Source organism: Pseudanabaena sp. UWO311 (genome assembly GCF_006937785.1).
In the GTDB taxonomy this organism is placed as follows: domain Bacteria; phylum Cyanobacteriota; class Cyanobacteriia; order Pseudanabaenales; family Pseudanabaenaceae; genus Pseudanabaena.
On sequence record NZ_SJEE01000001.1, the window covers coordinates 15,143 to 30,427 of the forward strand.

The 15,285-nt window shown below is 42.3% G+C and carries 12 protein-coding genes; 6 read left to right on the top strand and 6 right to left on the bottom strand.

The window, feature by feature from the left end; translation table 11 throughout:
• Positions 1 to 49: 49 nt before the first annotated feature.
• The 4 genes from pstB to PseudUWO311_RS00100 form a co-directional block, all read right to left on the bottom strand.
• Positions 50 to 865 (bottom strand): phosphate ABC transporter ATP-binding protein PstB, encoded by an 816-nt coding sequence (gene pstB / locus PseudUWO311_RS00085; protein ID WP_142653059.1) that lies wholly within the window; start codon positions 863 to 865, stop codon positions 50 to 52.
• Positions 866 to 940: 75 nt separating this feature from the next.
• Positions 941 to 1,912 carry a phosphate ABC transporter permease PstA gene (pstA, locus tag PseudUWO311_RS00090; protein WP_142653060.1) on the bottom strand — a complete coding sequence of 324 codons (972 nt, stop codon included), beginning with the start codon at positions 1,910 to 1,912 and terminating at the stop codon, positions 941 to 943.
• The gene (pstC, locus tag PseudUWO311_RS00095; protein ID WP_223807384.1) at positions 1,905 to 2,855 is read right to left on the bottom strand and encodes a phosphate ABC transporter permease subunit PstC; all 951 of its coding nucleotides are present in this window, start codon (positions 2,853 to 2,855) and stop codon (positions 1,905 to 1,907) included. The genes pstA and pstC overlap by 8 nt, the downstream gene beginning before the upstream one ends.
• Before the next feature lie 96 nt (positions 2,856 to 2,951).
• Complete coding sequence (locus tag PseudUWO311_RS00100) at positions 2,952 to 4,052, bottom strand: PstS family phosphate ABC transporter substrate-binding protein (RefSeq protein ID WP_223807385.1); 1,101 nt, start codon at positions 4,050 to 4,052, stop codon at positions 2,952 to 2,954.
• A gap of 651 nt (positions 4,053 to 4,703) precedes the next feature.
• Between PseudUWO311_RS00100 and PseudUWO311_RS00105 the strand changes: the two genes are divergently transcribed.
• The 3 genes from PseudUWO311_RS00105 to PseudUWO311_RS00115 all read left to right on the top strand — a co-directional run bounded on the left by PseudUWO311_RS00105 (position 4,704) and on the right by PseudUWO311_RS00115 (position 8,235).
• Entirely contained in the window at positions 4,704 to 5,936 is a 1,233-nt protein-coding gene (locus PseudUWO311_RS00105) for an HhoA/HhoB/HtrA family serine endopeptidase (RefSeq protein WP_142653061.1), read from the top strand.
• 162 nt (positions 5,937 to 6,098) lie between these two features.
• The gene (locus tag PseudUWO311_RS00110; protein WP_142653062.1) at positions 6,099 to 6,866 is read left to right on the top strand and encodes a hypothetical protein; all 768 of its coding nucleotides are present in this window, start codon (positions 6,099 to 6,101) and stop codon (positions 6,864 to 6,866) included.
• Positions 6,867 to 7,101: 235 nt separating this feature from the next.
• Positions 7,102 to 8,235, top strand: a complete 1,134-nt coding sequence (locus PseudUWO311_RS00115) for a tetratricopeptide repeat protein (protein WP_142653063.1) — start codon at positions 7,102 to 7,104, stop codon at positions 8,233 to 8,235.
• A gap of 29 nt (positions 8,236 to 8,264) precedes the next feature.
• Here PseudUWO311_RS00115 and cbiB read toward each other — a convergent pair whose 3' ends face one another.
• On the bottom strand, positions 8,265 to 9,260 hold the full coding sequence (gene cbiB / locus PseudUWO311_RS00120) for an adenosylcobinamide-phosphate synthase CbiB (RefSeq protein ID WP_142653064.1): 996 nt from the start codon (positions 9,258 to 9,260) through the stop codon (positions 8,265 to 8,267).
• Positions 9,261 to 9,319: 59 nt separating this feature from the next.
• Between cbiB and PseudUWO311_RS00125 the strand changes: the two genes are divergently transcribed.
• The 3 genes from PseudUWO311_RS00125 (at position 9,320) to PseudUWO311_RS00135 (ending at position 14,327) form a co-directional block, all read left to right on the top strand.
• Positions 9,320 to 10,801 carry a cobyric acid synthase gene (locus PseudUWO311_RS00125; RefSeq protein WP_142653065.1) on the top strand — a complete coding sequence of 494 codons (1,482 nt, stop codon included), beginning with the start codon at positions 9,320 to 9,322 and terminating at the stop codon, positions 10,799 to 10,801.
• 329 nt (positions 10,802 to 11,130) lie between these two features.
• The gene (locus PseudUWO311_RS00130; protein WP_142653066.1) at positions 11,131 to 12,870 is read left to right on the top strand and encodes an ABC transporter ATP-binding protein; all 1,740 of its coding nucleotides are present in this window, start codon (positions 11,131 to 11,133) and stop codon (positions 12,868 to 12,870) included.
• Positions 12,871 to 12,968: 98 nt separating this feature from the next.
• Positions 12,969 to 14,327, top strand: a complete 1,359-nt coding sequence (locus PseudUWO311_RS00135) for a pyridoxal phosphate-dependent decarboxylase family protein (RefSeq protein ID WP_142653067.1) — start codon at positions 12,969 to 12,971, stop codon at positions 14,325 to 14,327.
• A gap of 39 nt (positions 14,328 to 14,366) precedes the next feature.
• Here the strand turns inward: PseudUWO311_RS00135 and PseudUWO311_RS00140 are convergent, their stop codons facing one another.
• Positions 14,367 to 15,242 (bottom strand): shikimate dehydrogenase, encoded by an 876-nt coding sequence (locus PseudUWO311_RS00140; RefSeq protein ID WP_142653068.1) that lies wholly within the window; start codon positions 15,240 to 15,242, stop codon positions 14,367 to 14,369.
• Between the last annotated feature and the right edge of the window lie 43 nt (positions 15,243 to 15,285).

Sequence of the window (15,285 nt, forward strand, 5' to 3'; positions counted from 1 at the left end):
AGAGAGCGCCAAGCGCTCTCTTTACTTATTTTAATCTTGATTTTTAGCTTTAGCCAAATCTACCGCTAATGTATTCCTCAGTGGCTACTTGCTTAGGACTGCTGAAGATAACTGAGGTGCGATCAATTTCCACTAACTTACCTGTACGCTTACCACTTTCGGTAAGTTCTGTATTAAAGAAAGCAGTCATATCAGCCGATCTCGAAGCTTGCTGCATATTGTGGGTCACGATTACCAGCGTATATTTCTGCTTTAACTCTTGCATTAACTCTTCAATGCGAAGAGTTGAGATAGGGTCAAGTGCCGAACAAGGCTCATCCATCAAGATCACCTGTGGCTCAACTGCGATCGCACGAGCAATACACAAACGTTGTTGTTGACCACCAGAGAGGGCTAAACCACTTTCTTGAAGCTTATCTTTGACCTCATCCCAAATCGCAGCCGATCTCAATGACTTTTCTACTAAGTCATCCATATCATTCTTAGAACCCTTAAATCCATTGATCCGAGGACCAAACGCGATGTTTTCATAAATCGATTTTGGAAATGGATTAGGGCGCTGAAATACCATACCAATGTGACGACGTACTGCCACAGGATCGATCTTGGGATCGTAAAGGTTATGACCATTGAAGGAGATTACGCCTTTAACTCTTGCACCTTCAATCAAATCATTAAGACGATTAAAACATCTCAAAATTGTGCTTTTACCACATCCCGAAGGACCAATAAAAGCAGTGATTTGATTTTTGAAGATTTCTAAATTAACGCCTGCTACTGCTGGAGAGTTGGAGCTGTAAAAAACATTAACGTCTTCGACCTTTAAAATTGCCTGATTTTCAGAGGAGTTGCTGCTTAAGTTCATTGTAAGAAACCAGATTCGTAATTATTATCTTTCATAAAATACTTTGCAAACGGATACCCTGCACAAGGACTCGAATCACTTAGCCCGACTGCGTAAGAAAATGGCAATTAAATTCATCCCTAAAACTAACACCAGTAAAACAACGATACCTGCTGAAGCAAGTACTTGAAACTCTGGCTTAGGATCACCCACCCAGTCATAAATCTGGGATGGCAGAACTGAGAAGAAATTATCGTTTGACCATAATGTGTCGGTGAATACATCTCCTATTTTACCACTGGATAAAGCTCCAAAGTTGATGGGTGAAGCTTTTGGGTCAAACAGAACCGTACCAGCCCCAAGGACGATAATTGGAGCCGTTTCGCCAATACCTCTGGAGGTAGAGATAATCACGGCTGTTAAAATCCCTGGTAGAGCTGAAGGTAAAACGTGATGGCGAATTGTTTGCCACTTAGTTGCACCAACTCCATAGGAAGCCTGACGAATTGATTGTGGGACGGCGCGAATTGCTTCTCTGGAAATAACAATTACTGGGGGCAAAATTAGCAATGTAATCGTTAAAATCCCTGTAACCAATACAGCTCTACCGCTATAAATGCCCCGTACAAATAGCCCTAAGCCCAACAGACCATAAATGATCGAGGGAATACCAGCTAGATTATAAATATTTAATTCGATTAACTCTGTAAACCAATTTTTCTTGGCATATTCTTCTAGGTAGATGGCGGAGCTAACTCCAATCGGGACTACCAAGAGTAACACATACGCGACCATCGAAATAGATCCTAGAATCGCGGCTTTGTACCCAGATTCTAAAGGTCGGCGAGATGGATACAACTTAAATAAATCCCAGTTGAGACGACTAGAACCATCTTTGACTACATTGAAAATTAATACAACGAGGACAACTAAACCAAGTAGGGTAGCGAAAATGCAAAAGCCTGCAAATATGTTGCCCCATAACTGTCGAGATTCTAGTTTCGGGTCAAATTTTGAATCGCTAGATTGTCCGCCAAACGTATCTAATATTTCTGAACCGTTATTCATAGGTTTCTTGGAAACGCTTGCTAATTTGCTTACTAATAATGTTGAGAAGGAGCGTGATTAGAAAAAGCGTCATACCTACTGCAAAAAGTGCTTGATATTCAACGCTACCAACCCGTGAATCACCCTTTGCGACTTGAGCGATATAAGCCGTCATTGTACCAACAGTTTGTCTGGGATCGAGAGTGAGAGTAGGTTTTTGTCCTGCGGCGATCGCTACAATCATCGTCTCACCAACGGCGCGAGATATGCCCAAAATGATGGCAGCACATATACCTGACAAAGCAGCAGGAAGTACGACATTTGTCGAGACTTCTTTCTTGGTCGAGCCAAGCCCATAGGCGGCTTCACGTAGAGATATCGGTACTGCACGCATGGCATCAGTACTAATTGAAGCGATGGTTGGTACGATCATTACGCCCATGATTAAACCCGCGCTGAGAGCATTAAAGCCTTGCAAATTAGGAATAATCTTACTAAGAACAGGGGTAATAAAGGTCAACGCAAAGTAGCCGTATACGACCGTTGGCACGCCAGCAAGCAACTCGATTACAGGGCGCAAAAACTTGCTTAATCTTGGTGATGCATATTCTGACAAATAGATAGCAGTTGCTAGTCCCAGAGGAGTTGCTACCAACATCGCGATCAGAGCCACCATGATAGTGCCGTTCACAGTCGGCCATATACAAAAGCTTTTTTCGGAAAATTGAGGTGTCCAACTACAGCTATAGTTGCCATCTGGCAAGGTTTTGCCGAATAGAAATTCGCCAATATTTGCCTTGCCAAAAAAGCTGATGGTTTCCGAGGAAAGCTCAAAAACGATCGCTATGGTCGTCAGTACAGAAATGCAGGCACAAATAAGCAACGCATAGCCGATCGCATTTTCTTTAATATTGCGATCGCGACGTTGATAAATATCGAGTGAATCGGGTTCAGGAATATTCACAAAAATTGACAATGAAGTTTTTCAATCAAGTAAATCAAACAAGTAAATCACAAAAATAAGCCCTTTCCCAAATGCTGGGAAGGGCTTAAATCAGGACTATTTCAGGTCTTTTGCCATCAATTCCGAAACAGATACTCCAGCAGGTGCATCCATGAAGGTTGAACCAACGTTCTCAGCCTTGAATCGAGCGACAACTTTGGTGAGCGCGTCAGCAGGAAGATTAACGTAGCCGACTTCTTTCACCAACTTCGTACTAGTTAGATAAAAATCAATGTAAGCCTTAACTTCAGGACGTGCTAGAGCTTTCTTGGACACATAGATAAATAGCGGACGAGACAATGGCGAGTATTTACCAGAGGTGATGTTATCGGTTGTTGGTGCGACACAACCCTTACCACCATCGACTTCAACCGCATTCAAGGTCTTTGCGTTTTCTTCAAAATAAGCAACTCCCAAGAAACCTGACGCGCCTTTGCCGCCTTGAACGCCTTTCACAATGATATTGCTATCTTCAGTTGGTTGATAGTCCTTGCGAATTGCCTTAGATTTGCCGTTAACTGCTTCAGTGAAGTAGTCGAATGTACCCGAATCTGCACCGCGACCAAATAAAGCGATCGTTTCTTTAGGGAACTCAGGTCTTACTTGATCCCAAGTTGTGACCTTACCTTCAGAGTCTGGACTCCAAAGGGTCTTGAGTTCGGGAACTGTGAGGCACTTTGCCCAAGTGTTTTCTTTATTAACAATTATAGTCAAGCCATCAACAGCGACTGGAAGTTCAACGAAATCAACATTCTTAGCCTTGCAATCTTCAGCTTCCTTGGCTTTGATCGGGCGAGAAGCACCAGAAATATCGATATCTCCAGAGCAGAATTTCTTGAAGCCGCCACCAGTGCCACTTGAACCAACAGGAACTTTCACCCCAGGATTTGATTTTGCAAAATCTTCTGCAACAGCCTTGCTAATAGGAGCGACTGTATTGGAACCATCAATGGTGATATTGCCAGATAAGTTGGAAGGAGCTTTAGCAGGTTCCTTAGCAGGTTCTTTAGCAGCCGTTGTGGTAGTTGCTGCGGGACTAGTTGCACTAGGAGTACTAGGTTTGGTGTCGCTTCCGCTACAGGATGCAAGTGTTGCGGCTAGTGTAACGCCTGCTACAAAAGTTACAACACTACGATTGATATTCTTCTTGGACATCATAAAAATCTTACTGCGATTATATCTGTTACGGTTGACTAAGCATTTAAACTAGACATGATTGATACTAAACTGCATCCGTCAACCAAAGGTTAAGGGACGTTAAAGATGCAGTTAAGTTTAGTTTGCCAAAAAGTTTTTACGTCAAGATTAATTAACAAAACAGACTATAGAGAGGGGGCAAGTTTCCTCTGAATAGCATGTTTTGTGTGTGTTTTGCAGTTAAGCAGTTAAGCCATTAAGCGTAGGTATAAAACAAACCCAGATATGCGGGCGGCACTTTTGGGTTTGCTTTAGCGTCAGATGTAAATAAGAACGACGATTTACTACCCGCCAGTGAATAATACCAAAACACAAAATGGCTACGCCATTTTGTGTTTTTAAAACCATAACGGGGCTTAGTTTTTAATTCACAAAAGTGTGGCGACACTTTTGTGAATTGGTATAATCAGCAATACTCAGTAACACAAAATATAGATATTTGTGGCAAATATTTGTAGCAGATATTTGTGGGAATTAAGTTCTCTTGGGTGATGCGTTATCCCTTAGAACTGTGGCTAAGTATTAAGTGACGGTTTTCCGTCTAGCATCAAAGATTAACCCGATAAAAAATTTTTTGTAGAATGTTAGGTATTATTGGTCGCGGAAATAGCTATGAGAGACTCAAATAAAAAATCTCGTTACAAGCAACCTTTGATTTATGTTTCGATGCTGCTATTAGGTGTCATCTTGGGAGCTTGGGCGGTTGTGTCAGGAGTGCGATCGCCAAATACAACAGTAATTACCCCTGTTAGTCAGGTTGCATCGATATCACCTGCGATCGCACAGGATAGCGACAGAGTGAAATCAATCTCAGTCCCCCGTAATTATGTTGTGGAGGCAGTTAATCGCACTGGCCCGGCCGTTGTCAGAATAAACGCCTCACGTACTGTCGCTAGTAACCAACAAATTCCTCAGGAATTTATGGACGATCCCATGTTTCGCCAGTTTTTTGGCGATCAACTACGTCGGATGCCCAAGGAACGGGTTGAACGCGGCACTGGTTCAGGCTTTATCATCAACAAAGAAGGTGACATCATCACCAATGCTCACGTTGTTAGTGGAGCGGACAAAGTGACTGTGATTCTTAAAGATGGTCGCCAAATTGAAGGTAAAGTCTTAGGTAGCGATGAACTTACCGATATTGCTGTTGTCCAAGTTAAGCCAGATAATTTGCCTACTGTGAGCATTGGTAGTTCTCAAAATTTGCAGCCAGGCGACTGGGCGATCGCGATCGGTAATCCTCTTGGCTTAGACAATACAGTTACAGCAGGAATCATCAGTGCGATCGGTCGCAATAGTGGACAAATTGGAGTCGATAAGCGAGTTAGCTTTATTCAAACTGATGCCGCAATTAATCCTGGAAACTCAGGTGGACCTCTGCTTAATCAAAATGGTGAGGTGATCGGGGTAAACACTGCAATCATTCAAGGCGCTCAGGGATTAGGTTTTGCAATTCCCATTGAAACTGCTCAGCGCATTGCTAAACAGATAATCGCGAGTGGTAAAGTCAGTCGCGCCTATCTTGGTATTCAGATGGTGACAGTTGATGCAAATGTCAAGAAACAGGTCAATCAAGACACTGAGTTTGGAATTAAAATCTCCGAAGATAAAGGTGTCCTGATTACCAGAGTTGTTGATGATTCTCCTGCGGCAAAAGCAGGTGCTAAGCGTGGTGATGTAATCACCAAGTTTAACGACAAAGAAATTTTGACTGCTGATCAGGTCACTCAATTAGTGGAAGATCGTGCTGTTGGCGACAAGATTAATATGGAAGTCAAACGTAATGGTCAGACGGTAGCGTTGAGTGTAGAAACTGCTCAGTTCCCACAAAAATTCCCTAATTAAGTAACTCGGCAAAACCCAAAAAAATGTACCGCCCGCGCAGCGGGCGGTACATTTTTTTTGGTTTAATATTTGATTTTGCTGAGCGACTTAAATTTTTTTAAAGAGAGGCGGCGCAAAGCTCCGCCTTTTATCTTTTGGTACAGATATATTCAGGTAAATCCTATGGGTAATTTTATTGGTTGGCTGGGAGCTTTACTACTGATTTTTCTGGCGGGATTTGGTCTGACTCAATGGTTGAATTTACCCTTTGGTAATTTTATTGATTGGGTAATTGGTGCAAGCATTTTTGTCTGGCTGATTATCATCGTGACAGTGCCTTGGAACGTTTACTTTCAATCTAAGGCTGTACTCAATCAAGCTGAAATTTCTAAGGATAAAGGCATCGCCGTTGATGAGAACCAATTACCATATGTCCGATCGCTTGCCCAAAAATCCCTAGGATTGGCGATTGGGTTACATGTAATTTCGGCTATCGCTCTATATGTTTTAGCATCAAGTGGCATTGGCACTATCGGCTATGTGGGTGCGATCGCGGCGCTGTTGCTGACAATATTACGTCCTGCAATAAGTGCCTATGAATATATAGCTCAACGCTTAAGGTTAATCTCACAGCAAATTGATTACCCTCGCGAAGACGTGATGGAATTAAGGCAAAGGTTTGCTAATTTAGAAGAGTCCGTTCGACAAATTAACGAGCAACTAAGCACTGAAAATCCCTATTCATGGGTGACAAAGTATGAGCAATTTGCCAATGAGATGCGCAAAGATCTATCACGACTAGGTGCAAATGTTGAAGATTTACGAGCAACAAATGCACTGGATCATGATCGCTTAGCCCGTGAATCTCGACAAGCGATCGCACAATTGAGTGCTGATAGCCAATTTTTAGAACAAGTTCGAGAAATTATTCGCTTTTTTAAAAGTGCATAAACAAAACCTAAAATAGTTTAAAAGCAGTCAAAACTTACAGCAACCATTTTGCGATTTATTTGGAAAAAGTCGATGTGACGGAAACCATCATATCGGCTTGCTTCAGCCAAATGTATTATGTTGATTCTTGCAAGTTTGATGTGGGTAGGCTAGTTTTAATCAAGGTCATTATTTTCAAGTATCTGAATCTTCTGACTATCGAGCTCTTCAATAATTAGAAATTGCTGATATTAATATGAATCCTAGATCCATTACTTCTCAAGATGCAACCGTAGTTGAAGGTAGTCAATATGAGCATTATCTAATTTTGAAAGATCCTGAAGGACAGCAACGGATTTTACTAGATAGTAAGAGCTATGTACTTGGACGATCTCCAGAAAACGATATTGTCTTGCGATCGCAGTCAGTGTCGCGGGAACATGCAACTTTAATAGGAATTCCTGTACCAGATCCTTTACTACAATTATTTCGTCTTAGTGATGGGACTCCTGAAAAAGGGAAAAGTACAAATGGATTGTTGATTAATGGGGAAATGCGCGATTCATGGGTCTTAATGCATGGAGATGAAATTGTTTTTAGTAGCAATACTCTTGCCGTTTATCGAATTGAGCCTGAGCCGCCTTACGCGCAAGGCAAAGTTTCTATTTTTCTTGAATGCTTGCAAGAACTAGCAAAAAAAGATCGTAAGTCAGGTAAATATACTGATGCTGAAAACTATCTTGAGCAAACTTTAATTGTCAATCAACATTTGTATGGAGAATCACACCCTAATGTTGCTAATTGCTTAATAGATTTAGCAGTAATTAGTTATTCCCAAAACCAATTCGATAAGACCGAAAAGTTATTTATACAAGCGATCAACATCCGTAAGCTGACTCTGGGGGAAGAGAGTCCTGATGTTGTCTCAGCAATGCTTGATTTATCAGCAATTTATAATTCTCAGGCTTTATATTCAAAAGCAGAATCATTGTTTTTGCAAGCTTTAGAAATTAAAAAAAAGGTGTTAGGTGTAGAGCATCCAGAAATTGCGGCGAGTTTAGTAGATTTAGCAGCCATATACTATTCTCAAAAGCGCTATCAAGAAGTAAAAAATCTTTATGAACAAGCAATCAAAATTTATAAGCGATCGCTTGAAGATAAGCATCCACATATTTTGGCAGTACAGAACAAATTAGCAAATCTCAAGAAGAAATTACGACCAAAATGGTTATCCTTCAATGTGCTAATTCCCGCTTCCTTGATACTGCTATCAGGTGTTATTGCCTATACTTTCTTTGCTCCAAAAACCGACATTGCCTGCGTTAAGGTTTTACCTGATGGAAGCACTAAATCGATATCTGGTGATGAATGTCGCCAAATTAGTAAATAGTAAAAAGGGATGCGGAGCATCCCTTTTTACTATTTATTGACTATGACTATGGCGAAGCTAAGCCAGATTAAAAAACAGGTGCGCGTTAGTTTAAGTGCTTGTGAAATTTTGGGAGATGTAATCGCTTTGATTGCATCTCCTAATAAAGGCTTTTGTTTGACAAGTCCACGATAGCGATTTTCGCCACCTAGCTGCACTTGCAAGATTGCCGCATACACACATTCACTCCATCCAGAATTGGGGCTAGGGTCTTGCTTAGCATCGCGATCGCAAATTTGCCAAACATAAATTGGCTTTCCTGAAAGTAAGGCTAAAGTAATAACCGTTAATCGACAGGGCAACCAAGTCAGTACATCATCGGTTTTGGCGCTAAACCAACCTAGATCGGTATAGGGAGCCTCGCGATAACCAACCATTGAATCGAGAGTACTAGATGCTTTGTAAGCGATCGCTAAAACTACGCCACCATAATCAAACAATGCTGAGCCAATCAAGGCATAAAACAATGGCGATGTCACGGCATCGATCGCATTTTCGGTCACAGTTTCCAGTACAGCCCGTAAAATTTCTAATTCGGTCAAATCTTCTGTGTCACGCCCTACATAGCGACTTAACTCTTGACGAGCATTTTCGATATTGCCAGTTTGCAGGACAGCTAGCACTGACTCAGCAGCATCACGAAGACTGCGCCCAGCAAAACAAGCGGCTAGTAAAATACTGGAAACAGCGATCGCTAAAATCGGATGGACTTTTGCCGATGCGATCGAGATCAGCCAGCTTACTACACCACTTCCCAAGATCATGCTAACTCCTAAAATCATGCCTAGCACTTTCATGATTAGTGGCGAAAAGCGAGGAATACGATTGCTAGAAGCAGGATCTTCGATCAGCACCAAATCAGTAAATTGCGAGATGAACCAACCCATGACCTGCACTGGATGCAGCCAATTAACAGGATCGCCAATTAAGCGATCGAGACTTGCCGCAAAAATTAAAATTAGAAAGTTAGGAGATAGCTCTAGCACAGGAATTCGATGATAAGTTTAGTAGGGGCAACGCCCCTACTAAACTTATCATCGATATTATGAAAGCCATATCTGTTTTGGGAACTTCATCTAATGCTGGCAAAAGCTGGATGGTTACTGCATTAGGAGCATGGCTCAGACGCAATGGAGTGAAAGTTGCTCCATTTAAAGCGCAAAATATGTCGAATAATTCCTACGTGACCTTAGAAGGGGGAGAAATAGGAAGAGCGCAAGCAGTGCAAGCGATAGCCTGTGGAATGCGTCCAATCGTAGAGATGAATCCTATTCTCTTAAAGCCATCGGGAAATGGAACATCGCAATTGGTACTATTGGGAGAAGCCCGTCAACATATCGCCGCAATTGATTATTATCAACATATCGAAAAGCTCTGGGAGACTGTGCGCGACTCTCTCGAATATTGGCGCGATCGCTGTGATATTTTGCTGCTAGAAGGTGCTGGCAGCCCTGTAGAACTTAATCTCATGCATCGCGATCTTGTGAATTTACGCCCGATTGTTCATTTGCAAGGACGATGGATTCTAGTTGGTGATATTGAGAAGGGAGGTGTATTTGCTCAGATAATTGGGACGCATCAGCTTCTACCTGAAACTGCAAGGGATTTGGGATTAGGCTTTATAGTGAACAAGTTTCGTGGCGATTTGAGATTGTTTAGTGATGCAGAGAAACACTTTCGCGATCACATGCCGCATCTTCCCTATTTAGGTTTGCTTCCCTATGCTTCAGATCTACAACCTGAGAGCGAAGACAGTCTATGTAGCGAAGCGGAAGCTAAAGGTCAGGGTGCGAAGATCGCGTGGATTAGATTTCCATATTTGTCTAATTCTCAAGATAGTCAGCCTTGGCAATTAGATTTAGGCATAGAGACAGTTTGGGCAAAAAACATTGCGGACTTAGCCAATGCAAAGATCATTATTCTTCCCGGAAGCAAAAACACTCTAAGCGATCTGCAATGGTTAAAAACGTCAGGATTAGCAGATGCAATTCTTACTGCACATCGTCACGGTGTGCCGATAGTTGGGATTTGCGGCGGTTATCAGATGTTGGGGAAATATCTATGCGATCGCGAAGGTGTGGCTGGTTCATCAGGCGAAGTAAAAGGTTTGGGACTGTTACCAATTAGCACCGAGTTTATGCCTACAAAACAAGTGCGTCAGGTGCAGGCAATCTGGCAATCAGAGCAGTCTATGGATGAATGGATGACATACGAGATTCATATGGGCGTTACCAAATTAATTGAGATAAGTGAATCTTCGCAAAATCGACCTTTATTGCAAGTGCAAGGCGATCGCGAGTTTCGTGATGAAGGAATGCAATGCGATCGGGTATGGGGAAGTTATTTACATGGTTTATTTGAGTCTGCGGCTGTGCGCCAAGCTTTAACCAGATTGGCAAATATTCCTGAACATCAGCCAGCCTCTATCTCTTGGCTAGATCATCAACAAAAGCTTTATAACGACATGGCAGGCTTACTAGAAGCGCATCTAGACCTTACTGCAATTCATCGTTATCTCGATATCTAGCTTGTATAGCTTTTACCAATTTAGTGGAAACAGAGAGTTGCGGTGCTTTGCGCCGTAACTCTCTGTTATACCAATTCACAAAAGTGTGACAACACTTCTGTGAATTAAAAACCAAACCCTGTAAGGGTTTTAAAAACACAAAATGGCTGCGCCACTTTGTGTTTTGGTATTATTTTTTGACTCAGAAGATCAGAAGATTTTTGTTAAAAGTGTTGCAAAGCAACACTTTTAACAAAAATCTTGGTTGCCCTGATAGCGCAAAGCACTGTAAGTGTCTTGAAGCATGATATTTTAGCTTGAGATGCTTAGATACTCAGTCCTTAAAAAACATGCTGCTTGAAGTCGAAAACTTGACTGTTCGTTATGGCGATGCAGAGCCTGCGGTCGATCGCGTTACTTTTCATTTACAAGCAGGTGAAGCTCTAGGTTTAATCGGTGAAAGTGGCTGTGGTAAATCGACGATTGGGCGATCGCTAATTAAGCTATTACCCAAATATGCCAGCATTGAAGGGACAATCTGTGTCGATGGCGAAGCGATCGCTGAGAAAAAAGACGGCACATGGCGCGGTGAAAAGGTCGGATTAATATTTCAAGATCCGATGACAAGACTCGATCCACTCATGAGCATAGAGGCGCATGGTCTAGAAGTATTAGCATCCCATTATCCTAAGCTAACATCAGAATCCGCTAAACAACGACTCAAGGATGCGCTTAAAGCTGTTCGTATCGATCCATCACGAGCTAGGCAATATCCCCATGAATTTAGTGGTGGGATGCGTCAGAGAGTCGCGATCGCCCTTTCATTACTGCTGAATCCTGTTTTATTAATTGCCGATGAGCCAACCACTAGCCTTGATGTCACTGTTGCCACAGATATTCTCAAAGAACTAACCGAACTTCGCAAAAGTCGTTCTATGGGCTTGCTATTGGTCACCCACGATCTTGGGATGGTTGCTGAATATTGCGATCGCATAGCAGTTATGTATAACGGAGTGATTGTAGAGACAGGATCGGTTGAAGAAATTTTCCGTTCCCCGCAACATCCCTATACACAAAGCTTATTAGCATCTGTTCTCCATTTCCATCCCGAAGAGTTAGCTTCTAATCAAGATTTTCAAGATATTTCTGAAGTACAAAATCAGGAAGTTCGCGAAGATATCCCAAAAAACATTCCAGAAAATGCTCTGGAAGAGAACCAAGATTCTGAAGAGACTAATGCAATTGCAAAAGTCCAAGTCACCCAAAAATCAGCATCAAGAGTAATGCTCTATGTTAGTAATCTCAAAAAACATTATGTCACTGGCGGCAATCTGTTAACGCGATTTATTGATCCTTCGATTGGTTTAGTCAAGGCAGTTGATGGCGTTGATTTGGAAATAGTCTCAGGAGAAACATTTGGTATTATTGGTGAAAGTGGCTCTGGCAAGAGCACGACAGGGCGAGCAATTTTGCAATTGATTAAGCCCGATCGCGGTTCCGTGCGATTTAATAGCGTGGAACTAACTAGACTCAAAGGCGAACAACTACGCCAAATGCGATCGCAGATGCAGATGATTTTCCAAGATCCGCGTGCTTGCTTTAGTCCTTATATGACGGTGTTTCATAGCGTCGCCGATCCATTGCTGATTCATAAACTTGAACCTAATCTCGAATCTGCTCGCGAAAAAGTATATGCAATTCTCGAAAAGGTAGGACTGAATTCACAATTAGCCGAGCGCTATCCTTCAGATTTGTCAGGAGGGCAATTGCAACGAGTGGCGATTGCCCGTGCTTTAATTACTAACCCGAAATTAGTCATTTGTGATGAGCCTGTGAGTATGCTCGATGCTTCGATTCAAAGTCAAGTTTTGCGGTTAATGCGCGATCTTAAGGAGGAATTTAAGCTAACTTATATCTTCATTACCCACGATCTAGCTGTTGCTCAATTTTTCTGCGATCGCATTGCCGTGATGCGTGGAGGTAAAATTGTAGAGCAGGGCAGTACTGTAGAAGTGTTGACCAATCCTCGACATGAATATACCAAGGCTTTGATTGCTTCAATTCCACGCATTCCTTACATCAATAGCTAAAAGTTAGGAATCCCCAAAGCTGTGGCGCACTCGGCAGCGTGCGCCACAGCTTTTAAATCCCTGATTTTTATTGGATATTATTTACAAAAAAAGCAACAATGCCCGATTCTTCAAGAAAATCATTCCTTGATTCACACTTTCTTAATCCCGATCTCTCTAATCTCGAAGACATCCGTAAGTTAGGATATGCCTTTGTTGATCTGATTGTGGATTCAGTTTTGGATACTCAAAATCAGCCCTTTGTAAAAGATGAATCTGCTTTTGATATTCTTATTCCTGATCAAGGACAAGAGCTTTCAGAATTGCTTTCAGAAGTGCGATCGCAGATTTTGCCTCGTACTGTCAACTTCCAAAATCCTCGCTATATGGGACATATGGACAGTGTTCCTACTGCGATTACAATCTGGGCAGATGCTCTAGTTTCAGCAATTAACAACAACATGCTGAGCTATGAACTCGCCCCTGTTTTTACAGAAATGGAAGCACAATTGATGCAATGGTTCGGTAATATCTTTGGAATGGGAACTAATTGTTTTGGCACACTTACTGCTGGTGGTAGCCTTGCCAATATTTCAGGACTATTATTAGCGAGAAACTGGAAACTGCCACAGAGCAAGAAAGCAGGAAATTCCAGCGATTTAGTTGCATTCGTTTCTGATGCTGCACATACTTCTTTTGAGAAGGCGATGAATGTAATCGGAGTTGGCAAAGAGAACTTAGTGCGAGTACCAACTAACTATCGTGGCGAAATCATTTTAGAGGAATTGGAATCTGCTATTCAGAAGTCTATTCAGGAAGGAAAAAAACCTTTTTTTGTGGCTGCGATCGCAGGGACAACAGTAACAGGAGCAATTGATTCAATTCAATCGGTAGGTGAAATTGCTAAACGTTATGATTGTTGGTTTCATATTGATGCGGCTTATGGTGGCGCAGGCATTTTTACCCCAAAACTACAACCATTATTTCAAGGTTGTGAACTTGCTGACTCCATGACCTTTAATCCGCAAAAATGGCTATGGGTAGCACGAACCTGTGCGATGCTAATCGTGAAAGATAAGCAGCATCTCGTTGATGGCTTTGATGGGGAACTTCCCTATATGGATGCTCACACGCTTAACTTCGGAAATCTCAATTTGCAGGGAACAAGACGGACTGATAGCCTCAAGTTATGGATGGCTCTGAAAGCGATGGGAATTTCAGGTTGTCGTTATCTTGTGGAGCGATCGCTTGATCTATCAGACAATCTGCGTCAATGGGTTGAAGATTCAACCGAATTAGAAATGGTCTGCGAACCGACTGTAAATATTATTTGCATCAAATCTAACGATCCAAAGCTTAGTAGTGCTGCTCTGCGCCAGCAATGGATCGATGAGGGTAAATTATGGCTGTCGCTGCCACTTTGGAAAGGCGATCGCATTCTCAAAGCAGTAGTTTTACATCCCTACGCAAGTCAGTAGCTAGGCTACAAATCGCACGCTAAGCGTGCGATTTGCTTTTTAGTGTTTGGTAGCCAGATGCTGAAGCAATGCTTGGCGCATGATCTCAATCGGGATGGTTTGGTCTAACCAAAACTCTAGCCCGATCGCACCCTGATTAATTAGCATTTCTAAGCCATCGATCGCTTTGAGTCCCCTAGCAGCCGCGATTTGTAAAAATTTAGTGGGAAGTGGTGTATAAATCAGGTCATAGGCGATCGCATGATCAGGCAATAAATTCATTTCTGAAACAGAAATTGGTGTATTTGGATCGCTTGCCATCCCGATCGGCGTGGCATTAATGACGATTCCTGCAACCTCTAGCAAGTGGGGTATTGATGCCCAAGGATGTACCCGCAGATTGTAATCATGGAGTTGGCTAGTCATTGCTCCATGAAATTTTTTCATCTTTTTGGGATCTCGCCCCACTACATGAATTACCGAACAGCCCAATTCCAAGCAAGCAGCAACTACTGCCTTAGCCGCTCCACCACTACCAAGGATCACAGCAGGCATATTTTCCCAATCACAGTTAAGTTTCTTGAGTGGCTCTAAAAAACCTGCCACATCAGTATTTGTGCCAACCCATCGTTCGCCAACCCGCCTTACTGTATTGACTGCACCAACGGCTTTAGCGATCGGTAAGACTTCATCAAGTAAAGGCATCACTTCAACTTTATGAGGGATCGTCAGGTTAAAGCCTTGCACTGATTGAACAGCTTTCAAACCTGCGATTGCCGCAGGTAATTGCTCCACAGGAATCGGAAAAGGCACATACACATAGTCCACTCCCATCGCTGCGATCGCGGCATTATGCATCACAGGTGAAAGACTATGACTGACAGGAAAACCCATCACTCCTAAAATTTTAGTTGTCCCTAAGATGCGCCCGCTCATAGTTGCTTACCTCACGTAATTAAAAAACTATGACACAAATGTT